This window comes from Streptomyces showdoensis (genome assembly GCF_039535475.1).
In the GTDB taxonomy this organism is placed as follows: Bacteria; Actinomycetota; Actinomycetes; order Streptomycetales; family Streptomycetaceae; genus Streptomyces; species Streptomyces showdoensis.
On record NZ_BAAAXG010000026.1, the window covers coordinates 4153655 to 4178059 of the forward strand.

General features: G+C 73.8%; 24 protein-coding genes. 18 read left to right on the plus strand and 6 right to left on the minus strand.

Annotated features, from left to right (window positions below):
* Positions 1-7 precede the first annotated feature (7 nt).
* Entirely contained in the window at positions 8-742 is a 735-nt protein-coding gene (locus tag ABD981_RS32045) for an SseB family protein (protein ID WP_046912392.1), read from the plus strand.
* Positions 743-771: 29 nt separating this feature from the next.
* Here the strand turns inward: ABD981_RS32045 and ABD981_RS32050 are convergent, their stop codons facing one another.
* A complete protein-coding gene (locus ABD981_RS32050) occupies positions 772-1140 on the minus strand; it encodes a DUF1844 domain-containing protein (protein WP_123955278.1) in 369 nt (122 codons plus the stop codon).
* A 400-nt stretch (positions 1141-1540) separates the two neighbouring features.
* Between ABD981_RS32050 and infC the strand changes: the two genes are divergently transcribed.
* The 10 genes from infC (at position 1541) to ABD981_RS32100 (ending at position 12643) form a co-directional block, all read left to right on the plus strand.
* Complete coding sequence (gene infC / locus ABD981_RS32055; protein ID WP_240495497.1) at positions 1541-2170, plus strand: translation initiation factor IF-3; 630 nt, start codon at positions 1541-1543, stop codon at positions 2168-2170.
* Between the two features lie 127 nt (positions 2171-2297).
* Positions 2298-2492: a 50S ribosomal protein L35 gene (gene rpmI, locus ABD981_RS32060; RefSeq protein WP_041128339.1), complete on the plus strand. Its 195-nt coding sequence runs from the start codon at positions 2298-2300 to the stop codon at positions 2490-2492.
* A gap of 106 nt (positions 2493-2598) precedes the next feature.
* Positions 2599-2985 (plus strand): 50S ribosomal protein L20, encoded by a 387-nt coding sequence (gene rplT / locus ABD981_RS32065; RefSeq protein ID WP_043227974.1) that lies wholly within the window; start codon positions 2599-2601, stop codon positions 2983-2985.
* A 144-nt stretch (positions 2986-3129) separates the two neighbouring features.
* On the plus strand, positions 3130-3969 hold the full coding sequence (locus ABD981_RS32070; protein ID WP_046912389.1) for a TrmH family RNA methyltransferase: 840 nt from the start codon (positions 3130-3132) through the stop codon (positions 3967-3969).
* An 81-nt stretch (positions 3970-4050) separates the two neighbouring features.
* On the plus strand, positions 4051-5265 hold the full coding sequence (locus ABD981_RS32075; protein WP_046912388.1) for a sensor histidine kinase: 1215 nt from the start codon (positions 4051-4053) through the stop codon (positions 5263-5265).
* A 167-nt stretch (positions 5266-5432) separates the two neighbouring features.
* On the plus strand, positions 5433-6560 hold the full coding sequence (gene pheS / locus ABD981_RS32080; RefSeq protein ID WP_046912387.1) for a phenylalanine--tRNA ligase subunit alpha: 1128 nt from the start codon (positions 5433-5435) through the stop codon (positions 6558-6560).
* Positions 6560-9091 carry a phenylalanine--tRNA ligase subunit beta gene (gene pheT, locus ABD981_RS32085; protein WP_046912386.1) on the plus strand — a complete coding sequence of 844 codons (2532 nt, stop codon included), beginning with the start codon at positions 6560-6562 and terminating at the stop codon, positions 9089-9091. Before pheS ends, pheT begins: the two co-directional genes overlap by 1 nt.
* A 285-nt stretch (positions 9092-9376) precedes the next feature.
* Positions 9377-10393: a PP2C family protein-serine/threonine phosphatase gene (locus ABD981_RS32090; RefSeq protein WP_240495441.1), complete on the plus strand. Its 1017-nt coding sequence runs from the start codon at positions 9377-9379 to the stop codon at positions 10391-10393.
* Between the two features lie 246 nt (positions 10394-10639).
* Positions 10640-12016 (plus strand): NsdA family TPR-like regulatory protein, encoded by a 1377-nt coding sequence (locus tag ABD981_RS32095; RefSeq protein WP_046911218.1) that lies wholly within the window; start codon positions 10640-10642, stop codon positions 12014-12016.
* 96 nt (positions 12017-12112) lie between these two features.
* Positions 12113-12643, plus strand: coding sequence for an NUDIX domain-containing protein (locus tag ABD981_RS32100; RefSeq protein ID WP_046911219.1), 531 nt, complete (start codon positions 12113-12115; stop codon positions 12641-12643).
* Positions 12644-12738: 95 nt separating this feature from the next.
* On the opposite strand, the gene ABD981_RS32105 is transcribed toward ABD981_RS32100, so the two are convergent.
* Positions 12739-13599 (minus strand): 3-hydroxybutyryl-CoA dehydrogenase, encoded by an 861-nt coding sequence (locus ABD981_RS32105; RefSeq protein ID WP_046911220.1) that lies wholly within the window; start codon positions 13597-13599, stop codon positions 12739-12741.
* 170 nt (positions 13600-13769) lie between these two features.
* On the opposite strand from ABD981_RS32105, the gene ABD981_RS32110 reads away from it, so the two are divergent.
* The gene (locus ABD981_RS32110; RefSeq protein ID WP_046911221.1) at positions 13770-15083 is read left to right on the plus strand and encodes a glycoside hydrolase family 10-like protein; all 1314 of its coding nucleotides are present in this window, start codon (positions 13770-13772) and stop codon (positions 15081-15083) included.
* Positions 15084-15096: 13 nt separating this feature from the next.
* On the opposite strand, the gene ABD981_RS32115 is transcribed toward ABD981_RS32110, so the two are convergent.
* Positions 15097-15300 (minus strand): DUF1918 domain-containing protein, encoded by a 204-nt coding sequence (locus tag ABD981_RS32115; RefSeq protein ID WP_046911222.1) that lies wholly within the window; start codon positions 15298-15300, stop codon positions 15097-15099.
* Between the two features lie 111 nt (positions 15301-15411).
* A complete protein-coding gene (locus ABD981_RS32120) occupies positions 15412-16386 on the minus strand; it encodes a DMT family transporter (protein WP_046911223.1) in 975 nt (324 codons plus the stop codon).
* On the opposite strand from ABD981_RS32120, the gene ABD981_RS32125 reads away from it, so the two are divergent.
* The 4 genes from ABD981_RS32125 (at position 16385) to ABD981_RS32140 (ending at position 20429) form a co-directional block, all read left to right on the plus strand.
* Positions 16385-17821, plus strand: coding sequence for an aminotransferase-like domain-containing protein (locus ABD981_RS32125; protein WP_046911224.1), 1437 nt, complete (start codon positions 16385-16387; stop codon positions 17819-17821). The two genes, ABD981_RS32120 and ABD981_RS32125, sit on opposite strands and share 2 nt — an antisense overlap.
* A 92-nt stretch (positions 17822-17913) precedes the next feature.
* The gene (locus ABD981_RS32130; protein ID WP_046911225.1) at positions 17914-18366 is read left to right on the plus strand and encodes a GNAT family N-acetyltransferase; all 453 of its coding nucleotides are present in this window, start codon (positions 17914-17916) and stop codon (positions 18364-18366) included.
* Positions 18367-18435: 69 nt separating this feature from the next.
* Positions 18436-19011 carry a histidine phosphatase family protein gene (locus ABD981_RS32135; RefSeq protein WP_046911253.1) on the plus strand — a complete coding sequence of 192 codons (576 nt, stop codon included), beginning with the start codon at positions 18436-18438 and terminating at the stop codon, positions 19009-19011.
* A gap of 260 nt (positions 19012-19271) precedes the next feature.
* A complete protein-coding gene (locus tag ABD981_RS32140) occupies positions 19272-20429 on the plus strand; it encodes a methyltransferase (protein WP_205628294.1) in 1158 nt (385 codons plus the stop codon).
* Here the strand turns inward: ABD981_RS32140 and ABD981_RS32145 are convergent, their stop codons facing one another.
* Both ABD981_RS32145 and ABD981_RS32150 read right to left on the minus strand, forming a co-directional pair.
* Positions 20430-22031, minus strand: coding sequence for an ABC-F family ATP-binding cassette domain-containing protein (locus ABD981_RS32145; RefSeq protein ID WP_046911227.1), 1602 nt, complete (start codon positions 22029-22031; stop codon positions 20430-20432).
* A 511-nt stretch (positions 22032-22542) separates the two neighbouring features.
* Positions 22543-23361, minus strand: coding sequence for a sigma-70 family RNA polymerase sigma factor family protein (locus tag ABD981_RS32150; RefSeq protein ID WP_046911228.1), 819 nt, complete (start codon positions 23359-23361; stop codon positions 22543-22545).
* A 108-nt stretch (positions 23362-23469) separates the two neighbouring features.
* Here ABD981_RS32150 and ABD981_RS32155 point away from each other — a divergent pair, with 108 nt between their 5' ends.
* Both ABD981_RS32155 and ABD981_RS32160 read left to right on the plus strand, forming a co-directional pair.
* Entirely contained in the window at positions 23470-23961 is a 492-nt protein-coding gene (locus tag ABD981_RS32155) for a helix-turn-helix transcriptional regulator (RefSeq protein WP_046911229.1), read from the plus strand.
* 10 nt (positions 23962-23971) lie between these two features.
* Positions 23972-24391, plus strand: a complete 420-nt coding sequence (locus ABD981_RS32160; RefSeq protein ID WP_046911230.1) for a VOC family protein — start codon at positions 23972-23974, stop codon at positions 24389-24391.
* Positions 24392-24405: the final 14 nt, after the last annotated feature.

The following is a 24405-nucleotide window of genomic DNA, read 5'->3' on the forward strand; positions in this document are numbered from 1 at the left end:
TCGTGGGGTGGCGCTCAAGAACATCCCGGACCCCGGTTTCTCCGACGACGACGGCACCGCCGACCCGCGGCTCAGCGCGGCCCTGGCCGCCTGGGCGGAGGACCGGACCGCCCACGGCCCGGTCCTGACCGCGCTCAAGGACGCCCGGCTGCTCGTCCCCGTCGTCGCGGTCCTCGGCGAGGTCGAGATCGACCCCGTGACGGGGCTCAAGCAGGAGAAGACCAGCGACATGGCCGTGCCCACGCTGACCGCGGGGGACCGGCGCGCCCTTCCCGCCTTCACCTCGATCGCCTCGCTGGCCCTGTGGGACCCGGCCGCCCGGCCGGTCGCCGTCCCGCTCCACCAGGCGCTCGCCGCCCTCGCCCACGAGAAGGCCGACACCCTGGTCCTCGACCTGGCGGGACCGGTGCCCTACCAGGTGACCGGCCCCGCCCTGCTCGCCCTCGCCGAGGGCCGCAGCAGCGCCGATCCGCTGGACGACCCGGCGGTACGGGACGCGGTCCGTGCCGCCGTCGCCTCGGAGCCGGCCGTCCTCCGCGCCCACCTGGGCCCGGGCGCCGCCGACGGCACCCTGGCCCTGGTCCTCGCCGAGGACGCCGCCGCCGGGGAGGCCGCCCAGCGCGTCGCCCGGCTGCTGGCCGCCGACGAAACGCTGAGGGCCCGCCTGGTGCGGGGCCTCGACCTGGCACTCCTGCCGGCCTCGGCCACGCCTCCCGGCGAGCCCTTCTACGTGAGGAACTGACGTCCGGCGGCTGCGCGCCGCGGACCGGACTAGCCGTAAACGGGGCCCGTGTACTTCTCGCCCGGCCCCTGGCCCGGCTCGTCCGGGACGAACGAGGCCTCGCGGAAGGCCAGCTGCAGGGACTTCAGGCCGTCCCGCAGCGGCGCCGCGTGGAAGGAGGAGATCTCCGTCACGCCGGCGTCCAGCAGACCGGCGAGGGCGTGGATCAGCTTGCGGGCCTCGTCGAGGTCCTTGTGCTCGTCGCCCTCCTCGGTGAGCCCGAGCTTCACCGCGGCGGCGCTCATCAGGTTGACGGCGACGGTCACGATGACCTCCACCGCGGGGACCTCGGCGATGTCGCGGGTCATGGCTTCGAAGTCGGGGGTCTCAGGAGACTCGGTGTCGGGCGTTTCGCTCATGCCCACACGATAAGCGGACGTACGGTTCGCGCCGACCGGCGGGTCCTGCTAACCTTGTGTAACGACCGGCCGGACACCTACGTGCCCGGCCCACAAGTGGAGGCTCCGTTCTCCCACCTGACCGTCCTCACGGGCGGCGGGTCACCGGTCAGGTGGCGCCCATCGTTCCGTACGGACGATGGAGCCGCCCGATGTGCGCCCCGCGGTTGACCGCGCGGTGCTCCGGTTTTCCATGGAGCCCCGCCTGTGTCCCGTCCGGGGCATTTTTCATGTACCGGCTCGGTTGGTCTCAACAGTTCTACCGTGAACGTGTCCGTCCGCCAGGCGGTCGCGTGGTGCTAACCGAGGAGGATCCATCAGCGCCGAGCCCCGCATCAACGAGCGGATTCGCGTTCCCGAGGTGCGTCTTGTCGGCCCCAGTGGCGAGCAGGTCGGCATTGTGCCGCTTGCCAAGGCCCTGGAGCTTGCGCAGGAGTACGACCTCGACCTGGTTGAGGTTGCGGCGAACGCCCGTCCGCCCGTGTGCAAGCTCATGGACTACGGGAAGTTCAAGTACGAGTCGGCCATGAAGGCCCGTGAGGCGCGCAAGAACCAGGCGCACACGGTCATCAAGGAGATGAAGCTCCGGCCGAAGATCGACCCGCACGACTATGACACCAAGAAGGGTCACGTCGTCCGGTTCCTCAAGCAGGGCGACAAGGTCAAGATCACGATCATGTTCCGTGGTCGTGAGCAGTCCCGCCCCGAGCTGGGCTACCGACTGCTGCAGCGCCTTGCCGAGGACGTGCAGGAGCTTGGCTTCATCGAGTCCAACCCGAAGCAGGACGGCCGGAACATGATCATGGTTCTGGGTCCGCACAAGAAGAAGACCGAGGCCATGGCCGAGGCCCGCGAGGCCCAGGCCGCGCGCAAGGCCGAGCGCCAGGGCGGTTCGTCCGAGGCGGCCCAGGCCGACGCGGCCGACGCTGTCGCGGAGGCCCCGGTCGAGCAGGTTTCGGCCGACACGTCGGCCGAGAACGCCGAGGCGTGATCCCGGGGGGCTGCCCCGCCGGCAGCCCCAGGGTTTCCGCCCGGAACCACTCAAACGAAGAATTGACGCTCCCGGTTCTCCGGTGCCCGCACCGGGGGAGCGCCACTGACGAGGAGATAACGGCGCTATGCCGAAGAACAAGACGCACTCCGGTGCCAAGAAGCGCTTCAAGGTCACCGGCTCCGGCAAGATCCTGCGCGAGCGCGCCGGCAAGCGCCACCTGCTCGAGCACAAGTCGTCCAAGCTGACGCGTCGCCTCACCGGCAACGCCGAGATGGCCCCGGGTGACTCCGCCAAGATCAAGAAGATGCTGGGCATCTGATCTGATCTTCCGCCCTCGGCGACGAGGGCTTCCGGTCGAGACCGGGACCCATCCGATTTCCGGGCCGTGTGAGCACCACCACGGCCCCGCTACAAGGAGTTAAGAAGTGGCACGCGTCAAGCGGGCAGTCAACGCCCACAAGAAGCGCCGGGCGATCCTCGAGGCGGCCTCCGGCTACCGCGGTCAGCGTTCGCGCCTGTACCGCAAGGCCAAGGAGCAGGTCACCCACTCGCTGGTCTACAACTACAACGACCGCAAGAAGCGCAAGGGCGACTTCCGTCAGCTGTGGATCCAGCGCATCAACGCCGCTGCCCGCCAGAACGGCATGACGTACAACCGCCTCATCCAGGGTCTGAAGGCCGCCAACATCGAGGTGGACCGCAAGATCCTCGCCGAGCTGGCCGTCAACGACTCCAACGCGTTCGCCGCGCTGGTCGAGGTCGCGCAGAAGGCCCTCCCGGCCGACGTCAACGCCCCGAAGGCCGCCGCCTGATCTTCCAGGCCGCAGTACTTCCGCCGGACCCGCAGGCCTCGCGCCTGCGGGTCCGGCGCGTTGCCCCCCGTTTCCCCCGGCCCCCCGGGTCCTCCCGGCCTTCCCCCCGCCGCCGACCCCGACGAGTCAGAGAGCCGCAGGCACATGTCCTCCCCCGAGCTGATCTCCCCGCGTTCCCCGCGCGTCGTCGCCGCCCGACGGCTCGCCAAGCGCAACTTCCGGGGCAAGGACCGCCTCTTCATCGCCGAGGGCCCGCAGGCCGTCCGCGAGGCCGTCGAGCACCGCGGCGCCACCGGACAGCCCACCCTCGTGGAGCTCTTCACCACCGTCGAGGCCGCCGAGCGGTACGCGTCCATCATCGACGCCGCCCTCGCCTCCGGAGCCCGCGTCCACCACGCCTCCGACGCCGTGCTCGCCGAGGTCTCCCAGACCGTCACCCCGCAGGGCATCGTCGGTGTCTGCCGCTTCCTCGACTCCCCCTTCGAGGACATCCTCGCCGCCCGGCCCAAGCTGGTCGCCGTCCTCGCGCACGTCCGCGACCCCGGGAACGCCGGCACCGTGCTGCGCTGCGCCGACGCCGCCGGCGCCGACGCCGTCGTCCTCACCGACGCCTCCGTGGACCTGTACAACCCCAAGTCCGTCCGCGCCTCCGTCGGCTCCCTCTTCCACCTCCCGGTCGCCGTCGGCGTCCCGGTCGAGCAGGCCGTCGCCGGCCTCAAGGGCGTCGGCGTGCGCATCCTCGCCGCCGACGGGGCCGGCCAGGACGACCTCGACGACGAGCTGGACGCCGGCACCATGGGCGGCCCCACCGCCTGGGTCTTCGGCAACGAGGCCTGGGGGCTGCCCGAGGAGACCCGGGCGCTCGCCGACGCCGTCGTGCGCGTCCCGATCCACGGCAAGGCCGAGAGCCTCAACCTCGCGACCGCCGCCGCGGTGTGCCTGTACGCCTCCGCGCGCGCCCAGCGCCCCCGAACCACCGCCTGAGGGGTCCACCGGAGCCGTCCCGCCTAGTAGGGTGACGCACTCGGGGCCCACTGCGTGACACGGAGGGGTGGGATTACGGGGATGACGGTCGGCACGGGCAGTCCCGCACAGGCACGGAGCAGTGCGCCGCACGCCCCGCAACCGCCGCCCCCGCGCGAACCCGCCGCGCCCACCCCCGTGGAGCCCGGCACCTCCCTGGAGCCCGGCACCCCCGTGGAGCCCGGCGTCGAGCCCGGCACCGGACTCGGGATCGACCCCGACGACCTGCCCGACGGCCTGGTCGTCGCCGACGAGACCGGCCGGATCGTCTGCTTCAACGCCGCCGCCAGCCGCATCACCGCCGTACCCGGCGCCGAGGCCCTCGGCCGCCCGCTCGACCAGGCGCTGCCCCTGGAGGACCTCAAGGGCCGCCGCTGGTGGGCGCTGACCGACCCGTACGGCGGGCTCGCCACCCGTCGCGGCCAGCCCGAGCGCAACCTGCTGCTCCCCGGCGGCCGCGAGGTCCTGGTCTCCGCCCGCTACGTCCGCGCCCACCCCACCGGTCCCGTCCGCCGGGTGGTCGTCTCGCTGCGCGGCACCGAGGCCCGGCGGCGCAGCGAGCGCAGCCACGCCGAGCTCATCGCGACCGTCGCCCACGAGCTCCGCTCGCCGCTCACCTCCGTCAAGGGCTTCACCGCCACCCTGCTCGACAAGTGGGAGCGGTTCACCGACGACCAGAAGCGGCTCATGCTGGAGACCGTCGACGCCGACGCCGGCCGCATCAAGCGGCTCATCGCCGAGCTCCTCGACATCTCCCGGATCGACTCCGGCCGGCTGGAGGTGCGCCGCCAGCCCGTCGACATCGCCGCCGCGATCGGCCGGCACATCCAGGTGCACACCACCGGCGGCCAGTCCCCGGACCGCTTCTTCGTCCGGGTCCGCTGCGACCTGCCCGAACTGTGGGCCGATCCGGACAAGATCGACCAGATCCTCGGCAACCTGCTGGAAAACGCGGTGCGCCACGGCGAAGGAACCGTCACCATCGAGGTGGCACCCACCACGGCCACCACCGACGGAGAGAAGGGGACGGAGGTCACCGTGAGCGACGAAGGCCCCGGCATCCCCGAGGAGTCGATGGGCCGCGTCTTCACCCGCTTCTGGCGGGGCAGCAAGCGCGGCGGCACCGGACTCGGCCTCTACATCGTCAAGGGCGTCGTCGAGGCCCACGGCGGCACCATCACCGTCGGACGGGGCCCCCGGGGCGGCGCCGAGTTCCGATTTATCCTGCCCGTCGGCACCCCGGCCCACCTCCTCTGAGGCAGCCGCCCGGTCTCACCAGGCGAGATCGCGCGGAATCAGGAGCCGTCCGGGCCGCCCACGGGCTCATTCGCGTCCCCGCGCCCCGTTAGACTCGTCCTTTGGCACGTTTGCGCCCTTGACGTCGAGCGGGGCCGCCCAGCCAGCCAACGGAAGCACGGGAAGAGATGTCGGCACCCAATAAGTCGTACGACCCGGTCGAGGTCGAGGCCTTGAAACCGGAAGAGATCGAGCGCATGCGGGACGAGGCGCTCGCCGCCTTCGCCGCCGCAGGCGACCTCGACGCGCTCGCCCACGCGAAGACCGCGCACACCGGCGGCACCTCGCCGCTGGCGCTCGCCAACCGCGAGATCGGCGCCCTGCCCCCGCAGGCCAAGGCCGCCGCCGGCAAGCTCGTGGGCCAGGCCCGCGGCGTCGTCTCCAAGGCGCTGGCCACCCGCCAGACCGAGCTGGAGGCCGAGCGCGACGCGCGCGTCCTCGTCGAGGAGGCCGTCGACGTCACCCTGCCGTACGACCGTGTCCCGGCCGGTGCCCGCCACCCGCTGACCACCCTCATGGAGCGCGTCGCCGACGTCTTCGTGTCGATGGGCTACGAGGTCGCCGAGGGCCCCGAGGTCGAGGCCGAGTGGTTCAACTTCGACGCCCTGAACTTCGTCCCGGACCACCCGGCGCGGCAGATGCAGGACACCTTCTTCGTCCAGGGCCCCGAGGGGACCACCGGCGACGAGTCCGGTGTCGTGCTCCGTACGCACACCTCGCCGGTCCAGGCCCGCACCCTCATCGACCGGGAGCCCCCGGTCTACGTGGTGTGCCCCGGCCGCGTCTACCGCACCGACGAGCTCGACGCCACGCACACCCCGGTCTTCCACCAGATCGAGCTGCTGGCCGTCGACGAGGGCCTGACCATGGCCGACCTCAAGGGCACCCTCGACCACATGGTCCAGGCGCTCTTCGGGTCCGACATGAAGACCCGGCTCCGCCCGAACTTCTTCCCCTTCACCGAGCCGTCCGCCGAGATGGACATGCTCTGCTACGTCTGCCGCGGCGAGTCCGTCGGCAACCCGGACCGCCCCTGCCGCACCTGCGGCAGCGAGGGCTGGATCGAGCTCGGCGGCTGCGGCATGGTCAACCCGAAGGTGCTCGTCGCCTGCGGTGTGGACCCCGAGAAGTACAGCGGATTCGCCTTCGGGTTCGGCATCGAGCGGATGCTGATGTTCCGCCACAACGTCGAAGACATGCGAGACATGGTCGAGGGTGACGTCCGGTTCACCCGGCCGTTCGGGATGGAGATCTGATGCGGGTCCCGCTTTCTTGGCTGCGGGAGTACGTCGACCTGCCGGTCACGGAGACCGGCCGTGACGTGCAGGCCAAGCTCATTTCGGCAGGCCTCGAGGTCGAGACCGTCGAGCAGCTCGGCGCCGGCCTCACCGGCCCGCTGGTGGTCGGCAAGGTCCTCACCATCGAGGAGCTGACGGAGTTCAAGAAGCCCATCCGCTTCTGCACCGTCGACGTCGGTCAGGCCAACGGCACCGGCGAGCCCCAGGAGATCATCTGCGGCGCCCGGAACTTCGCCGAGGGCGACAAGGTCGTCGTGGCGCTGCCCGGCGCCGTGCTGCCCGGAGACTTCCGCATCGCCGAGCGCAAGACGTACGGCCGGGTCTCCCGCGGCATGATCTGCTCGGGCGGCGAGCTCGGCATGGGCGACGACGGCTCGCACGGCATCATCGTGCTGCCGCCGGAGCACGAGGTCGGCCTGGACGCCACGGTCCTCCTGGAGCTGTTCGACGAGGTCCTCGACATCGCCGTCACCCCGGACCGCGGCTACTGCCTCTCGATGCGCGGCGTCGCCCGCGAGCTCGCCATCGCGTACGGCCTGCCGCTGCGCGACCCGGCCCTGCTCGACGTGCCCGCGCCGAACTCGTACGGCTACCCGGTCCAGATCGCCGACCCGATCGGCTGCGACCGCTTCACCGCCCGTACGGTCGTCGGCCTCGACCCCGAGGCCCGCAGCCCGATCTGGCTGCAGCGCCGCCTGCAGAAGGCCGGCATGCGCCCGATCTCGCTGGCCGTCGACATCACGAACTACGTGATGCTGGAGCTCGGCCAGCCGCTGCACGCCTACGACCGCACCCGCGTCGACGGTCCCATCGGGGTCCGCCGCGCCGCCGCCGGCGAGAAGATCACCACCCTCGACGGCACCGCGCGGGTCCTCGACTCCGGGGACCTGGTCATCACCGACAACCGCGGGCCCATCGGCCTCGCGGGCGTCATGGGCGGCGCCGACACGGAGATCGCCGACCCGGTGACCGACCCGGAGACCGGCATCGTCACCGGCACCACCGAGGTCGTCGTCGAGGCCGCGCACTTCGACGCGATCTCGATCGCCCGTACGGCCCGCCGCCACAAGCTGTCCTCCGAGGCGTCCAAGCGCTTCGAGCGCGGTGTCGACCCGCAGGCCGCCGCCGCGGCCGCGCAGCGCACGGTCGACCTGCTCGTGCTGCTCGCGGGCGGCACGGCCGAGGCCGGTGTCACCGAGGTCGTCGCCCCGTCGGCGCCCCGCACCATCGCCATGCCGGCCGACCACCCGGACCGCGTCGCGGGCGTCGCCTACGGCCGCGAGACCGTCGTCCGCCGCCTCCAGGAGATCGGCTGCGACGTCTACGGGCAGGACGAGCTCGTCGTCACCGTCCCGTCCTGGCGCCCCGACCTCTACGTGCCGAACGACCTGGCCGAAGAGGTCATCCGCCTGGAGGGCTACGAGAACCTGCCCTCCACGCTGCCCAAGCCGCCCGCCGGCCGCGGCCTCACCGAGCGCCAGCGCACCCACCGCCGGGTGGGCCGCGCCCTGGCCGGCGCCGGCTACGTCGAGGCGCTGAACTACCCGTTCATCGGCGAGGGCGTCTTCGACCAGCTCGGCCTCGACGCGGACGACGCCCGCCGCCGGGTCGTCAAGCTGGTCAACCCGCTCTCCGACGAGGAGCCCGCCCTCCGTACGACGCTGCTGCCGGGCCTGCTCGGCGCGCTGCGCCGCAACGACGGGCGCGGCAGCCACGACCTGGCGCTCTTCGAGACCGGTCTGGTCTTCCGCCCGACCGAGGGCCAGCCGGGCGTCGCCGTCCGCCTGGGCGTCGACGGGCGTCCCACCGACGAGGAGATCGCCCGCGTCAACGCCGCGCTGCCCGCGCAGCCGCGTCGCGCCGCCGTCGTCCTCGCCGGTGCGCGCGAGCAGGCCGGCTGGTGGGGCAAGGGCCGTCCGTCCGACTGGGCGGACGCGATCCAGGCCGCCCGCACGGTGGCCGCCGAGGCCGGGGTCGGCCTGCTGATCGACGCCGACCAGCACGCTCCCTGGCACCCGGGCCGCTGCGCCGCCTTCCACGTCGTGATCGACGGCGTGAAGACGCTGGTCGGCCACGGCGGCGAGCTGCACCCGCGGGTCGTCAAGGCGCTGGGCCTCCCGGCCCGCACCTGCGCGATGGAGCTGGACCTCGACCTCCTGGAGCAGGCGAACGAGGGGCCCCTCAAGGCCCCGCGCATCTCCTCCTTCCCGGTCGCGACCCAGGACGTCGCCCTGGTCGTCGACCAGGACGTCCCCTCGGCGATGGTGGAGTACTACCTGGCCGGCGGCGCGGGTGAACTCCTGGAGTCCATCCGCCTGTTCGACGTCTACACCGGCGACCAGATCGGCGAGGGCAAGAAGTCCCTCGCGTACGCCCTGAAGTTCCGCGCCCCCGACCGCACCCTGACGGTCGAGGAGGCCACGGCCGCCCGCGACGCGGCGGTCGCCCTGGCGGCGGAGCACACGGGAGCGGTGCTGCGCGGCGCGTGACGCGCCCCGTGCTGTGACGGGAAGGGGGCCTCGCCCCGGGCGATCGCCCGGGGCGAGGCCCCCTTCCTCGTGGCCCCCCCGCCGTACTCCCGTACGGCGGCACTCACTCCTTCGGGTGAGATCCCCGGCGGATGTTCCCGCGTGTCCCCCATCCCCGCGAGAATCGACGCGGTCACAGGGGCGGGCCTGTGTGCCGCAGGGTCTTCGGGCGCTGGCGGGCCTCGGGAAGGGCCGTGGATGTTCCGTGACAGGGCACTGGTTGCCGAAGGCTCCCGGATACGGCGGATGGCTCCGCTGGCGGCTCCGGTCGTGTGGGGGCTCGTCGCCGTCGCCTGGAAGCTGGGGTGTCCGCTGGCGCGGCAGCCCGGGGTCCCGATGCGGGTCGCGAGCAGCCTCCTCTTCTTCACCGTCGGGACCGGCCTGGTGCTCGGCGCCCGGCGCGGCCTCAAGCGGGAGCTGACCCGGGTGCGGGCCGTCGCCGACGCCACCCAGCAGGTGCTGCTCCGCCCGCCGCCGGCCCGCCTCGACGGACTCTCGGTCGCCGCCGGCCAGCTCTCCGCGTCCCGGGGCGCGGTCGTCGGCGGCGACCTGTACGAGGCCGCGGCCACCCCGTACGGGGTGCGCATCGTCATCGGCGACGTGCGGGGGCACGGGCTCGCCGCGCTCGGAGCGGTGGTCGCCGTGCTGGGCAGCTTCCGCGAGGCCGCCCACGACGAGCCCGAACTGGCGGGCGTGCTGAGGCGCCTGGACCGGGCGCTCGGCCGGCACCTGTGCGAGCGGGCCCGGGAGGAGCACCCGGCCCGGTCCGGTCGGGCCCCGGAACATCCCGCGGCCGAGGAGTTCGTGACGCTGCTGCTCCTGGAGATCCGCGCCGACGGCCTGGTGTACGTGCTCGACTGCGGCCACCCCGGCCCGTACCGGCTCGGCCACCGCGTCGAGGCCGTCCCCGTCGGCGAGCCGCTGCCCCCGCTCGGCGCCTTCCCGCTGCCGGCCGAGCTGGTGCCGTACCGCGCGACCCGGCTGCGCCCCGGCGAGACCCTGGTCCTCCACACGGACGGCGCGGAGGAGGCCCGCGACCACCGGGGCCGGTTCTTCGCACTGGAGGCCGCCCTCGCGGGTGCGGCGGGCGAGGCGCCGGCCGCGCTCGTCCGCCGGGTGCACACCGCGCTGCTGCGCCACACGGGCGGACGGCTCGCCGACGACGTCGCCCTGCTCGTCGTACGCAACGACCGGGTGCGGGTACCGGCGCAGCCCGCCGAACCCGGGCTGCGCCGTACCCGGCCCGAGCCCTCCCCCCACTAGTGGGGAGGGCCTGGGGGCCGACGCCGCCCGCGCTGCCACGGAGTGTCGGGCAGATCAACAGCGCGGACGGCGCGGTCCGGGCAGCCGCACTGTTCGAGGGGGAGCCGGCGGCCCGGGCCTCGCCCTGCGGCGAGGGAGTTCAGTCAAGCGGTCCGGACGTATCGGTGACAGTGCGTACGGACCGGAAGAACGAGTACTTCGTTCACACCCCGTGTGAAAGCGCCCCCGATCCACCGGAGCGGTCCGATGCAGCCCCACCCCCAGCCCGATCCCCAGCCCCGCCTCCAGCCCAACACCCTGCTCGACTCCCTGCTCGACGAGGCGGGGATGTCCCACACCGGTCTCGCCTCGCGGGTGAACCAGGCGGGCCGGGCCCGCGGCCTCGCCCTGCGCTACGAGCACACCGCCGTGGCCCGCTGGCTGAAGGGGCAGCGCCCGCGCGGCCAGGTGCCCGACCTGATCTGTGAGGTGCTCGCGGGCCGGCTGCACCGGGCCGTCACCCTCGACGACATCGGCCTCGGCGTGCCGGGCGCCGGAATGCCCGCGGCCGGCTGCCCGCTCTCCGGATTCGTCGAGCGGGCCACCGCCCTGTGGCGCTGCGACGAGCAGCAGCGCCCGCACGTCCTGGGTGCCCAGGCGGTGACCGGCACCCCGGCGGTGATGCCGGTCTGGGAGTGGGAGAACCCGCCGGAGGACATGGACGTCTCCCGCGACGGCCGGACCCGCGTCTCCGTCGCCGACGTGCAGATGCTGAGCGCGGCCCGGGCGCACTACGAGCAGATGTACCGCAAGGCCGGCGGCATGGCGACCCGCGCCCGCGTCGTCGGCTTCCTCAGCGCCGAGACCGCGCCGCTGCTGCGCGGCGCCTACAGCGACTCGCTCGGGCGCCGGCTGCACCGGGCCGCCGGCGGGCTGGTGGCGGTGGCCGGGATCTGCGCGTACGACTCCGACGTGCAGGGGCTCGCCCAGCGTTACTTCCACCAGGCGCTGCGGCTCGCGAAGGCGAGCGGCGACCGGGGGTTCGGCGCCTATGTGATCGCGCTGCTGGTCAACCAGTCGCTGTTCATGGGGGAGTACCGGCAGGCGGTGGCCTTCGCCGAGGCGGCGCTGCGCTCGGTCGGGCGGGAGATCACGCCCGCGCTGGCCGCCGATCTGACGGCGATGCAGGCGAAGGCGTACGCGCACCTCGGCGACGGGTCGGCGGCGCTCGCCTGCATCCGGCGGGCCGAGGCGGAGGCGGCGCGGATCAGCCCGGGGGCCGAGCCGGCCGAGACCGGTTACGTCCAGCCGGGGCTCGTCAACGTGCAGGTCGCGGAGGCCCTGCTCAGCCTGGGGGACCTGACGGCGGCCCATGAGCACGCGGCGGCGGCCGTCGAGACCCCCGCGCACGACCGGGGGCGGGTGCACCGGCTCGCGATGCTGTGCCAGATCGAGCTGCGGCAGGGCGAGACGGAGCGGGCGGCGCGCACGGCGGTGGAGATGACCGAGCGGGCCCGCGGGATGGAGTCGCAGCGGCTGCGGGACCGGCTCCGTGCGGTGCGTGAGCATCTGCTGGCCAGTGGGGGAGGGGATGCCCGGGAGGCCGCCGAGCTGATCGACGGTGCGCTGCGCGTGCCTCTGTGAGCCCTGCCGTGCCGCGGTGAGCTTGGCCTTGCGACCCGGCCCCTGCTGCGATATTGCCACCAAGTAATCACCGACCAGTCGGAAGGTGGCAGAAACGTGCAGTGGACGAAAGTAAGTGAACAGTCCGTCTATGAGAACCGCTGGTTCCGGGTGAACCTCGCGGACGTCGAACTCCCCGACGGCCGCCACCTCGACCACTATCTGATCCGGCTCCGCCCCGTCGCCGTCGCGACCGCCGTCAACGACGCCGACGAGGTCCTGCTGCTCTGGCGCCACCGCTTCATCACCGACAGCTGGGGCTGGGAGCTGGCCGCCGGCGTCGTCGAGGACGGCGAGGCCACCGAGGCGGCGGCCGCCCGCGAGATGGAGGAGGAGACCGGCTGGCGCCCGGGACCGCTGCGCCCGCTCCTCACCGTGGAGCCGTCCAACGGCCTCACCGACGCCCGCCACCACCTCTACTGGTCGGACGAGGCCACCTGGACCGGGCCGCCGCAGGACGCCTTCGAGTCCTCGCGGGTCGAATGGGTCCCGCTCAAACTCGTCCCCGACATGATCGCCAGGGGCGAGGTCCCGGCCGCCAACATGGCCGCCGGGCTGCTCATGCTGTGGCACCTGCGGCTCGGCTGAAGCATGCCCGCCGAACGCCGGACGGCCCGTACCTGTGCGGTGTACGGGCCGTCCGGGTGCGCGGGCCGAGCGGCCGCGCGGGTGTGCGGCGGGGGTCAGGAGTACGGGTAGAAGCCCGAGCCCGTCTTGCGGCCGAGGCGGCCCGCGTCCACCATCCGCTGGAGCAGCGGCGGGGCCGCGTACAGCGGCTCCTTGTACTCGGTGTACATCGAGTCGGCGATCGAGACGATCGTGTCCAGGCCGATCAGGTCGGAGAGCTTCAGCGGGCCCATCGGGTGGGCGCAGCCGAACTCCATGCCGTTGTCGATGTCCTCGCGGCTCGCGATGCCCGACTCGAACATCCGGATCGCCGAGAGCAGGTACGGCACGAGCAGGGCGTTCACCACGAAGCCCGAGCGGTCCTGCGCACGGATCGCGTGCTTGCCCAGGGTCTTCTCGGCGAACAGCTGCGCGCGGCTGATCGTGCCCTCGGAGGTGGTGAGGGCGGGGATCAGCTCGACCAGCTTCTGCACCGGCGCCGGGTTGAAGAAGTGGATGCCGACGACCTGGTCCGGGCGGGAGGTCGCCACGGCCAGCTTCACCAGCGGGATGGAGGAGGTGTTGGAGGCCAGGATGGCGTCCGGCCGGGTCACCACCTGGTCGAGCACCTTGAAGATCTCGGTCTTGACCTGCTCGTTCTCCACGACCGCCTCGATCACGAGGTCGCGGTCGGCGAACTCGCCCAGGTCGGTGGTGAAGCTGAGCCGCGCCAGCGTGGCGTCGCGCTCCTCCTCGCTGATCTTGCCGCGTTCGGCGGCCTTCGACAGCGAGTTGTAGAGCCGGGTGCGGCCGATCTCCAGCGCCTCGCCGGTGGTCTCGGCGACCATCACCTCGAGGCCGCTGCGGGCACACACCTCCGCGATGCCCGCGCCCATCTGGCCGCAGCCCACCACTCCGACGCGCTCAATGTCGGCCATGGAGTCCGTCACCTCGTGCCTTTCGCTCTTTCCTGGCGGCGGGCCCGTGTGATTCCGGAGTGTCCGCCTCGACTCCACGACGTTACTCCCGACGGAGCCGATGATCGATCGTTCTGAGCCGGGCATGCGCTCCGATGGGCTGTGACGTATCCGATAGCGAGGGGTGACAAATGCCGCTGATCGGCAGAAGAAGGTTCGTGGCGGGGGCGGCGCTGGGCGCGTTCGCGGCAGGTGACGGGGGGTCCGCCGGGGCCGCCGGTGCGGAAGGGGCGGCCAGGGCGGCCGCGGAGCCCGGGGCCCCGCCCGTGGCGGCGCCCGGCGCGCGGTCGGCCGGAAGCGGCCGGAGCGGCGGGCGGTCCCGGGCCGCCGGCTTCCGGGGCATGTGGATCAGCACGGTCTTCGGCCGTGACTTCCCCTCACGGACCGGCCTGACCGCCGCCGCGCAGCGCGCCGAGCTGATCGCCCTGCTCGACCTCGCGGCGGAGCGCCGGATGACCGCGGTGATGCTCCAGGTCCGGCCCACCGCCGACGCCCTGTGGCCCTCCCCGTACGAGCCGTGGTCGGAGTGGCTCACCGGGGTCCAGGGCGGCGATCCCGGCTGGGACCCGCTCGGCACGGCCGTGACGGAGGCGCACGCCCGCGGCCTGGAGCTGCACGCCTGGTGCAACCCGTACCGGGTCGCCACCCATGCCGACCGGACCCGGCTCGCCCCGAGCCATCCGGTGCGGCTCCACCCCGACTGGGCGCTGACCCACGGCGGCAAGCTCTACTACGACCCGGGCCGGCCCGACGTCCGCCGGCACGTCCAGGACGCCATGCTCGACGCCGTCCGCCGCTACGACGTCGACGCGCTCCACTGGGACGACTACTTCTACCCGGCTCCCGCGGGAGGGCAGGCCTTCCCCGACGACGAGAGCTTCCGCAGGTACGGGGCCGGGTTCACCGACCGGGCGGCCTGGCGGCGGAACAACGTCGACCTGCTCGTCTCCGAGACCTCCGCCCGGATCAAGCAGCTCAAGCCCCACGTCGCCTTCGGCATCAGCCCCTTCGGCGTCTGGCGCAACGCCTCCGTGGACCCGCTCGGCTCCGACACCCGTGCCGTCGCCAGCTACGACGACCACCACGCGGACAGCCGCACGTGGGTCCGGGAACGCTGGGTCGACTACCTGGTCCCGCAGCTCTACTGGAACATCGGCTACGGCCCCGCCGACTACGCGAAGCTGGTGCCCTGGTGGGACGCCGTGGTCCGGGACACCGGCGTACGGCTCTACCTCGGCGAGGCGCTCTACAAGGTCGGCGACCCCGCGCAGCCGGCCGCCTGGCAGGACCCGCAGGAGCTCGTCCGGCACGTCCGGCTGGCCCGGGAACACTCAGGAGTCGGCGGGCACTGCTACTTCGCGGCGGCGGAGGTCGCCGAGGACCCCCTCGGGGCGCTCACCGCCGTGCTCGCCGACGACGCCCCGCGCCGTTCGGACGGGGCGTGACGCGGCGCGTTCCTCAGCCGGTCCCCATCTCCGGGTGGTGACGGACGACGGTGTCGGGGCCCGGTGACATCAGGGACTCGTGACCGTCGTCCTCGTACTTGACGCGGTACGGGGGAGTGCCGTTCTCCCCCAGTACCTGGACGACCTCGGCCGTACGGTCGTGCTGACCGACGGTCCGGCCGTGCACCAGCAGCTTGTCGCCCACGCTCGCACGCATCGGGGTGACCTCCTCGCGGCCGGGCTTGTCCTACTCGGAGTCTACGTCTGCCTCCGTCTGCCATTGTGACCCCGGTCACCCTCCGGCGTCGCGCGGGACGTCGCCCGCGGGTCAGCTCCTCGCCCGCTGGGTCACCGCGATGCAGACCAGCACCGCGCCCGCGGCGACCGGGGCGGCCGGCGACAGCTCCTCGCCGAGCACCGTCACCGACCAGAAGAGGGTGAGCAGCGGCTGGGCGAGCTGGAGCTGGCTGGCGCGCGGGATGCCGATCGCGGCCATGCCCCGGTACCAGACGTAGAGGCCGAAGAAGGTGGACCCGGCGGCCACCCAGAGCAGGCCCGCGACGCCGTGGGCGGTCAGGTGCACCGGCTCGTGGGCCAGCGCCACGGCCGAACCCGCCACCGTCAGCGGCAGGCAGAGCACCAGCGCCCAGCCGATGACCTGCCAGCCCGGCATCAGGCGCGCCAGGCGGCCGCCCTCGGTGTATCCGGCGGCGCAGACGAGCAGGGCGCCGAAGAGGTAGAGGTCGCCCTGGGAGAGCGCCCCGCCGCTCTGCTGGAGCGTGAACACCAGCACCACCACGGCGCCGGCGACGGCCGCGATCCAGAACGTGCGGGACGGGCGCCGGCCGGTACGGATCGCGGCGAAGGTCGCGGTGGTCAGCGGCAGCAGTCCGACCACCACGGCGGCGTGCGAGGTGGTGGAGGTCCGGAGCGCCAGCGTCGTCAGCAGCGGGAAGCCGATGACCACGCCGCCCGCGACCACCGCGAGTCCGGCCCAGTGGCGGCGCTCGGGCAGCGGCACCCGGCCCACGAGCAGGAAGGCGCCGGCGATCACCGCGGCCAGCACCGAACGCACGGCCACCAGCGACCAGGGGCCGAAGCTCTCCAGGCCCCAGACGGTGGAGGGGAAGGTCAGCGAGAACGCGACCACGCCGAGAGCGGCCAGGAGGGTCCCGCGACGGGCGGCGGGGGCCGCGGCGGGGTCGGGGGGCGTGACCGTGACGGGGGACGTGGCGCGGCCGCCGGCCGGGGCCTGCGGGACCGCTATCGTCATCGGCTTGGTAGCGCTATTCTGTGCTCTCATGAATGAGAGTAGCAGTGTCGCCGAACTGGCGAAATCCCTGAGGGAAGAGCTCAACCGCTACTCAGTGGGAGAGAAGTTGCCGTCGAGTCGGGTCCTCGTCGAGCGCTACCGCGTCTCCCCGGTCACCGTCACCCGGGCCCTCGCCCAGCTCGCCGCCGAGGGCCTGGTCGTCACCCGGCCCGGCGCCGGCGCCTACCGGGCCGAGCCGCGCGCCGCCGCCCCCGTCGTCGGCGACACCTCCTGGCAGCAGCTCGCCCTCAGCGCCGACACCGCCACCGAACTCGTCCCCCGGGCCGTCGACGCCTCCGGCGTCCTCGTCACCCTCTCCGCGCCCCAGCCCGGCGTCATCGAGTTCAACGGCGGCTACCTCCACCCCTCCCTCCAGCCCGAGCGGGCCCTCGCCGCCGCCCTCGCCCGGGCCGGCCGCCGACCCGGCGCCTGGGGCCGGCCGCCCACCGACGGCCTGCCCGAACTCCGCGAATGGTTCGCCCGCGCGATCGGCGGCGGCGTCACCGCCGCCGAGGTCCTCATCACCGCCGGCGGCCAGCCCGCCCTCACCACCGCCCTGCGCGCCCTCGCCCCGCCCGGCACCCCCGTCCTCGTCGAGTCGCCCACCTACCCGGGCATGCTCGCCATCGCCCGCGCCGCCGGACTGCGCCCCGTCCCCGTCCCCACCGACGCCGACGGCGTCCGGCCCGAGCTGCTCGAAGCCGCCTTCCGCGCCACCGGCGCCCGCGTCTTCGTCTGCCAGCCGCTCTTCCAGAACCCCACCGGCGCCTCGCTCGGCGCCGAACGGAGCGCCGCCGTCGTCCGGATCGCCCGCGCGGCCGGCGCCTTCGTCGTCGAGGACGACTTCGCCCGACGGCTCGTCCACGAGGACTCCGCGCCGCTGCCCGCCCCGCTCGCCGCCGACGACCCCGACGGCGTCGTCGTGCACGTCTGCTCGCTGACCAAGCCGACCTCCCCGAGCCTGCGGGTGGGCGCCCTGGCCGCCCGCGGCCCGGTCCTGGAGCGGCTGCGCGCCATCCAGGTCGTCGACAGCTTCTTCGTCCCCCGCCCCCTCCAGGAGACCGCCCTCGAACTCGTCGGCTCCCCGGCTTGGAGCCGCCATGTGCGCGCCCTCGCCGCCGAGCTGAAGAGCCGCCGCGACACCATGGCCGGCGCCGTCGCCCACCAACTGCCCGAACTCGTCCTGCCGCACGTCCCCTCCGGCGGCTACCAGCTCTGGCTCCGCCTGCCCGACACCCTTCCCGAAGCCGCCCTCGTCTCCGCGGCGCTGCGCCACGGCGTCGCCGTCGCGCCCGGACGGCCCTACTTCTGCGCCGAGCCGCCCGCCGGCCACATCCGGCTGAGTTTCGCGGGTGTCGCGGGCCCCACGGAGATCGTCGAGGGCGTGCGGCGGCTGCGGACCGCCGTGGACGGGCTCCTCGGCTGACCGCCGGGCGGGGGCGGGACGCGGGCACGGGCCTGACCTCGCCCCCGGCAAATTCGCCTGACAAGGGACGGCCGGGCTGTCAGCCTTCGCCCATGAGCGACACCACGACCGCGTCCGGCATCCTCATGCACGGGGCGTACGAGATCTCAGCCGACCCCGCCCGGATCGACGCGGCCCGCGTCCACCACTGGCTCTCCACCGACGCGTACTGGGCACTCGGCCGACCTCGGGAGAAGCAGGACCTCGCCATCGCCGGCTCGCTCAACTACGGCGCCTACCACCGCGCGACGGGCGAGATGGGCGCCTACGCCCGGGTCGTCACCGACTACGCCACCTTCGCCTGGCTCTGCGACGTCTACGTCGACCGCCCGGCCCGCGGCACCGGGCTCGGCACCGCGCTCGTGACCGCCGTCCGCGACGCCCTGGAGCCGTACGGGCTGCGCCGGATCCTGCTCGCCACGGCCGACGCCCACGGCGTGTACGAGAAGGTCGGTTTCACGCCACTTCAGAATCCGGACAAGTGGATGGCACTCGGACAGCAGTGAGCGCGGCCCCTTCCCGGGCCTCGAATCAACCCCTTGACCTGCGGGGCCCTCGGCCTCACGATCGCCGCCATGGGTCTTCGGGTCACGCTCGTCGCGGCGGCACGCAGCTCCTCCCTGCTCGCCGAACGCTTCGACGACGACCGGCCGCTCGACGAGGCCGGCTGGTACGAGGTGCAGCTCGCCGCGCCACGGCTGATTCCGCTCGGCGCGGCGGAGCTGCGCTACTGCTCCCCGACGCCCCGGAGCCGTGCCACCGGCACCGCCCTCGGCTACGCCCCGCTGGTCCAGCCCGCCCTGCGCGACTGCGACATGGGGCGCTGGCGGGGGCTCACCCTGGCCGAGGTGGCCGCGCTCGAACCGGGCGCCGTCGACGCCTGGCTCCGCGACCCGCGGAGCGCGCCGCACGGGGGAGAAACGCTTCTCTCGTTCATCACCCGCGTGGGTGGGTGGCTCGACACCCGGCCCGCCGACGACGGGGCCATCGTCGCCGTGGCGGAGCCCGCGGTGGTACGGGCCGCCCTCGTCTACGCGTTGAACGCGCCGCCCGCCACGTACTGGAACGTCGACGTCCGGCCGTTGTCCACCGTCACCCTGACCGGGCGGCCCGGGCTGTGGCACCTCCAGTTGGCTGCCGCCGTGGGGTGACGTGGGTGACGTGGGTGACGTGGGTGACGTGGGGGGCGTGGGGGCGCGGCGTAGGGGGAGAGAGTGGCGCGGGGGGTGTGGAGGGGGTCGCGTTCCGGACTGCATGATTTACGGCGCGGATCTGGTGGCGGGTGAGTGGAACGTTCTCGTTCCGCGCCACACATCACGCTTCACGTCCTGAACGCGACCCCCTCCACACCCCCCGCTCCCGTCCGTCGTCCGTCGGACCGCGCCGTCCGACCGGCTAGCCTGGGCGCACGATGAACCGTTTGATCACGTCCTGGGGCGACTTCCCCCTCACCCGCTTCCCTTCGGACCCGCGCGACCCCCTGCGCGCCTGGGACGCCGCCGACGAGTACCTGCTCGCCCACCTCGCGGAGAACGGCACCGACCTCTCCGGCACCGTCGCCGTCGTCGGGGACCGCTGGGGCGCCCTCGTCACCGCGCTCACCGCCGCCGGGGCCGGTGACCTCGTGCAGATCTCCGACTCGTACCTCGGCCGCCGGGCCACCGACGACAACCTCGCCCGGGCGGGCGCCGCCCCCGGCGCGGTCCGGCTGCTCACCACCCAGGACCCGCCGCCCGAGCGGATCGACGTGCTGCTCGTCCGGGTGCCCAAGAGCCTCGCGCTCCTGGAGGACCAGCTCCACCGGCTCGCCCCCGCCGTGCACGAGGGGACCGTCGTGGTCGGCGCCGGCATGGTGAAGGAGGTGCACACGTCCACGCTGACGCTCTTCGAGCGGATCCTCGGGCCGACCCGGACCTCCCTCGCGGTGAAGAAGGCGCGGCTCATCCACACCACGCCGGCGGCGGGGGAGGGGCGGCCCGCGAACCCCTGGCCGCTCCGCTACGCGCTGCCCGCCGACGCCCCCGCCGGGCTCGCCGGGCGCACGGTCGTCAACCAGGCCGGCGTCTTCTGCGCCGACCGACTCGACATCGGCACCCGCTTCCTCCTCCAGCACCTGCCCCGCGGCCTCGGGCGCTCCCGCGTGGTCGACCTCGGCTGCGGCAACGGCGTCGTCGGGCTCGCCGTCGCGCTCGCCGAGCCCGAGGCCGAGCTGGTCTTCACCGACGAGTCGTACCAGGCCGTCGCCTCCGCCGAGGAGAACTTCCGCACGCACGTCGGGGACGCCCGCACCGCCGAGTTCGCGGTCGGCGACGGCCTGGCCGACGTCGAGCCCGGCTCGGTCGACCTCGTGCTCAACAACCCGCCGTTCCACAGCCACCAGGCGACGACGGACCGCACCGCCCGCCGCATGTTCGCCGAGGCCCGCCGGGCCCTGCGGCCCGGCGGCGAACTGTGGGTCGTCGGCAACCGGCACCTCGGCTACCACGTCACCCTGCGCCGGATCTTCGGCAACAGCGAACTCGTCGCCGGCAACCCGAAGTTCGTGGTGCTCAGGGCCGTGAAGCGGTAGCTACGCCAGGGACACCAGCTCCCGGTGGCCCTCGTTCCACAGGTCCTCCTGCGCGTCCGGCAGCACGAGGACCCGCTCCGGGCGCAGCGCGTCGATCGCGCCCACGTCGTGCGTGACCATCACGATCGCGCCCGGATACGTGCCGACCGCGGCCAGCACCTCGTCGCGCGAGGCCGGGTCCAGGTTGTTCGTCGGCTCGTCGAGCAGCAGGACGTTCGCCCCCGAGTGGACGAGACCGGCCAGCGCGAGCCGCGTCTTCTCGCCGCCCGAGAGGACCCCGGCCGGCTTGTCGGCGTCGTCGCCCCGGAACAGGAACGCGCCCAGCACCCGCCGCACCTCGCCGTCGGTGAGGTGCGGGGCGGCCGCGGCCAGGTTCGCGCGGACGGTACGGGCCGGATCGAGCGTCTCGTGCTCCTGCGCGAAGTAGCCGAGACGCAGCCCGTGCCCGTGCACGACCCGCCCCGAGTCCGGGGTCTCGACGCCCGCGAGGAGGCGCAGCAGCGTCGTCTTGCCGGCGCCGTTGAGCCCCAGCACGACCAGCCGGGAGCCCCGGTCCACCGCCAGGTCCACCCCGGCGAGGACCGGGCGCCCGCCCCCGTAGCCCTTGCCCAGCGCCACCGCGCCCAGCGGGGTGCGGCCGCAGGGCGCGGGCTCGGGCAGCCGGATCCGCGCCACCTGGTCCGTACGCCGGACCTCCTCCAGGCCGTCGAGCATCCGGTCGGCGCGGCGCGCCATGCTGCGGGCGGTGACCGCCGTCGCCGAGCGGGCCTTCATCCGGTCCGCCTGGGCGTGCAGCGCGGCCGCCTTCCGCTCGGTGTTCGCGCGCTCCCGGGTCCGGCGCCGTTCGTCGGCGTCCCGCTGCGCGAGGTACGCGGCCCAGCCGGTGTTGTGGACGTCGACCGTCGCCCGCTGCGGGTCGAGGTGGAAGACCCGGTTCACGGTGGCGGCGATCAGGTCGAGGTCGTGACTGATGAGGACCAGGCCGCCCTGGTGCGCGGCGAGGAAGCCGCGCAGCCAGCCGACCGAGTCGGCGTCGAGGTGGTTGGTCGGCTCGTCGAGCAGCAGGGTGCCCTCGCGGCCGTGCCCGGCGAAGAGGATCCTGGCCAGCTCGACCCGGCGCTTCTGGCCTCCGGACAACGTACCGACCGGGCGGCCCATCAGGTCCGCGGTCAGCCCGACGCCGGCGGCGACCCGTGCCGCCTCGGCCTCGGCCGCGTACCCGCCGCAGGCCTCGAACGCGGACTCGGCCCGCGCGTACGCGTCCATCGCCCGCTCGTCGGCCCGCTCGCCGAGCCGGTCCGCGGCGGCGCGGAGCCGGCGGACCGCCTCGTCCATGCCCCGCGCGGACAGGATCCGGTCGGTGACGGAGACCGCCGGGTCGGCGGCCCGCGAGTCCTGGGCCAGGTACCCGACGGCGCCGGTCCGCAGGACGCTTCCGGCGGCCGGGGCGCGCAGCCCGGCGAGGGTGTCGAGGAGGGTGGTCTTGCCCGCGCCGTTACGGCCGACCAGGCCGATCCGGTCGCCGGGAGCGATGTGGAAGGAGATGCCGGACAGGAGGAGACGGGCGCCGACGCGCACGTCGGCACCACGAAGGGTGATCATGAGAGAACGCTCCGAACAAGCTGAAGGACACACGGGTGGCGTGGAAGCGGGTCCTGGAGCTAGGAAATTCGGGGCGTAGACATGGGTCCAGGGTAGGGGGGAGGGGGTGGGGGCCGCATCCGGATTTCGGGGGACCCGTAGATTTCGGGGGACCGGCGGATTTCGGGGGAGCCGTAGATTTCGAGGGACCGGAGGATTTCGGGGGACCCGCGGATTTCCGGGGGACCCGCGGATTTCGGGTGGTCGGCCCGGGCGTGTGCGGCTCTGGCACGTGGCAGCGATGTGATGCCTCGCTCCCGCCCGCGGCCTGGTTTCGTCCAGGGCCTCGCTCCCGCCCGTGGCCTTGCCCTGTCCAGGGCCTCGCTCCCGCCCGTGGCCTTGCCCTGTCCAGGGCCTCGCTCCCGCCCGTGGCCTTGCCCTGTCCAGGGCCTCGCTCCCGACTGCGGTCCAGCCCGGGGACCCGCTCCTGCCCGCGGTCCTGCCGAGGCCCCGCTCCTGTCCCCTCCCCGCCTCACGCGTCCGGGAACACCAGCTCCAGCCCCCGCACCCGGTCCTCCCCCGCCGTGATGTCCAGGGCAGTGATCCGGTCGCCGCGCAGCGTGAACGCCATCGCCGCGACCGGGCGCCCGCCGGCGAAGGCCACCACCCCGGTCGCACCGTCGACCAGTGCCGGTCTCGTCGCCCGGCCCGGGCGGGCGAACGCGGCCGCGCCCTCGGCCACGGCGGGAGCGCCGTGCAGCGGGCCGTGCTCCGAGAAGGCGACCACGTCCGGGTCGAGCACCGCCGCGAGGGCGCGCGGGTCGCGGGCGCGGGCGGCGGCCAGGAAGAGCCCCACCACGGCCCGCTGCCGCGCCGGGTCCCCGCCCGCCGGGGCGCCCCGCACCCGCCGCCGCGCCGCCCTCGCGAGCCGGCCGGCCTCCTCGGGCGCGGTCCCGGTGATCCGCGCGGTGTCGTCGAGGGGCAGCCCGAACAGGTCGTGCAGGACGTACGCGAGCCGCTCGCCGGGGCCCAGCGCGTCCAGGACCACCAGGAACGCGAGCCACACCGCGTCCACGCCGTCGGGAGCCGCCGACGGGCCCGGCTCGGTCCCACCGGCGGGGGCGGCGGCCGCCTCCTGCCCCGTCGCACGCCCCTGGAGCCGCCGTACGCACGTCCGCCCCACCGAGGCCACCAGCCACTCCCGGATCCCGGCCCCGCCGGCCAGCCCGGCCCGGGCCTGCGCGAGCGCCTCCTCGGTCTCGCGGGAGCCGCCGAGCATCCGCCGGGCCACCGCCCGCAACCGCTCGTGATGGGCGTCGAACTGCGCGGTCAGGTACGTGTCGTCGTGCATGGGGCATCGCTCCTCGTCGGGGCCGGTCCGTCAGTGCGTTGACGCCCCGGCCGGGGAGGATGTGACAGTCGGCCCCGCGTGCGGGGGCCGCGTGGGATCCTGGTGGGCATGAACCTGGAGGACCTCGTCCGCCTGCGCCGGGCCAAGGACGCCATGGACCGCGACTACGCGCAGCCCCTGGACGTCCCGGCGCTCGCACGGGTCGCGCTCATGTCCGCCGGGCACTTCTCCCGCAGCTTCCGCGCCGCCTACGGGGAGACCCCGTACAACTACCTCATGACCCGCCGCGTCGAGCGGGCCAAGGCGCTGCTGCGCCGGGGCGACCTGAGCGTGACGGAGGTCTGCTTCGCCGTCGGCTGTACGTCGCTGGGGTCGTTCAGCACCCGCTTCACCGAGCTCGTCGGGGAGAGCCCGAGCGCCTACCGGGCCCGCAGCCACGAGGCGGGGGCCCCGATCCCGGCGTGCGTCGCCAAGGTGGTGACGCGGCCGCTGAAGAACGGGCGGCCGGACGGCGCCCCCGGCGACCCGCTCGCCGCCCCCGAAGCCCCCGCCGGGCAACCGGTCAGGATCGGAGAAGCGGAATCCTCCGCGGCCTCGTAGCTTCGGAGGCATGAACAGCATCAACCTCTCCCAGTGCTTCATCGCCGTCGACGACCACGACAAGGCGCTCGCCTTCTACCGTGACGTCCTCGGCCTGGAGGTCCGCAACGACGTCGGGTTCGAGGGCATGCGGTGGGTGACCGTCGGGTCGCCCGACCAGCCGGACGTCGAGATCGTCCTCGAACCGCCGCTCGCCGACCCGAACGCCTCGGCGGCCGACCGCCAGGCCATGTCCGAGCTGCTCGCCAAGGGGATGCTGCGGGGCGTGATCTTCTCCACCGACGACGTCGACGCCACCTTCGAGCGGATCCGCGCGGCCGGCGGCGAAGTCCTCCAGGAGCCGGTCGATCAGCCGTACGGTGTACGGGACTGCGCCTTCCGCGACCCGGCCGGCAACATGCTCCGCTTCAACCAGCCGCGCAAGCAGTAGCGGAAGACCGCCCG

Bases quoted from the DNA above. Each gene is read 5' to 3' on its own strand.
- pheT (WP_046912386.1), top strand. From the start codon at position 6,560: ATGCGGGTCCCGCTTTCTTGGCTGCGGGAGTACGTCGACCTGCCGGTC.
- ABD981_RS32135 (WP_046911253.1), top strand. From the start codon at position 18,436: ATGGGTCTTCGGGTCACGCTCGTCGCGGCGGCACGCAGCTCCTCCCTG.
- ABD981_RS32075 (WP_046912388.1), top strand. From the start codon at position 4,051: ATGACGGTCGGCACGGGCAGTCCCGCACAGGCACGGAGCAGTGCGCCG.
- ABD981_RS32155 (WP_046911229.1), top strand. From the start codon at position 23,470: ATGAACCTGGAGGACCTCGTCCGCCTGCGCCGGGCCAAGGACGCCATG.
- ABD981_RS32110 (WP_046911221.1), top strand. From the start codon at position 13,770: ATGCCGCTGATCGGCAGAAGAAGGTTCGTGGCGGGGGCGGCGCTGGGC.
- ABD981_RS32090 (WP_240495441.1), top strand. From the start codon at position 9,377: ATGGCTCCGCTGGCGGCTCCGGTCGTGTGGGGGCTCGTCGCCGTCGCC.
- ABD981_RS32130 (WP_046911225.1), top strand. From the start codon at position 17,914: ATGAGCGACACCACGACCGCGTCCGGCATCCTCATGCACGGGGCGTAC.
- ABD981_RS32125 (WP_046911224.1), top strand. From the start codon at position 16,385: ATGAATGAGAGTAGCAGTGTCGCCGAACTGGCGAAATCCCTGAGGGAA.
- ABD981_RS32145 (WP_046911227.1), bottom strand. From the start codon at position 22,031: ATGATCACCCTTCGTGGTGCCGACGTGCGCGTCGGCGCCCGTCTCCTC.
- rpmI (WP_041128339.1), top strand. From the start codon at position 2,298: ATGCCGAAGAACAAGACGCACTCCGGTGCCAAGAAGCGCTTCAAGGTC.
- ABD981_RS32140 (WP_205628294.1), top strand. From the start codon at position 19,272: ATGAACCGTTTGATCACGTCCTGGGGCGACTTCCCCCTCACCCGCTTC.
- ABD981_RS32160 (WP_046911230.1), top strand. From the start codon at position 23,972: ATGAACAGCATCAACCTCTCCCAGTGCTTCATCGCCGTCGACGACCAC.
- pheS (WP_046912387.1), top strand. From the start codon at position 5,433: ATGTCGGCACCCAATAAGTCGTACGACCCGGTCGAGGTCGAGGCCTTG.
- ABD981_RS32050 (WP_123955278.1), bottom strand. From the start codon at position 1,140: ATGAGCGAAACGCCCGACACCGAGTCTCCTGAGACCCCCGACTTCGAA.
- ABD981_RS32115 (WP_046911222.1), bottom strand. From the start codon at position 15,300: ATGCGTGCGAGCGTGGGCGACAAGCTGCTGGTGCACGGCCGGACCGTC.
- ABD981_RS32120 (WP_046911223.1), bottom strand. From the start codon at position 16,386: ATGAGAGCACAGAATAGCGCTACCAAGCCGATGACGATAGCGGTCCCG.
- ABD981_RS32095 (WP_046911218.1), top strand. From the start codon at position 10,640: ATGCAGCCCCACCCCCAGCCCGATCCCCAGCCCCGCCTCCAGCCCAAC.
- ABD981_RS32150 (WP_046911228.1), bottom strand. From the start codon at position 23,361: ATGCACGACGACACGTACCTGACCGCGCAGTTCGACGCCCATCACGAG.
- ABD981_RS32070 (WP_046912389.1), top strand. From the start codon at position 3,130: ATGTCCTCCCCCGAGCTGATCTCCCCGCGTTCCCCGCGCGTCGTCGCC.
- ABD981_RS32105 (WP_046911220.1), bottom strand. From the start codon at position 13,599: ATGGCCGACATTGAGCGCGTCGGAGTGGTGGGCTGCGGCCAGATGGGC.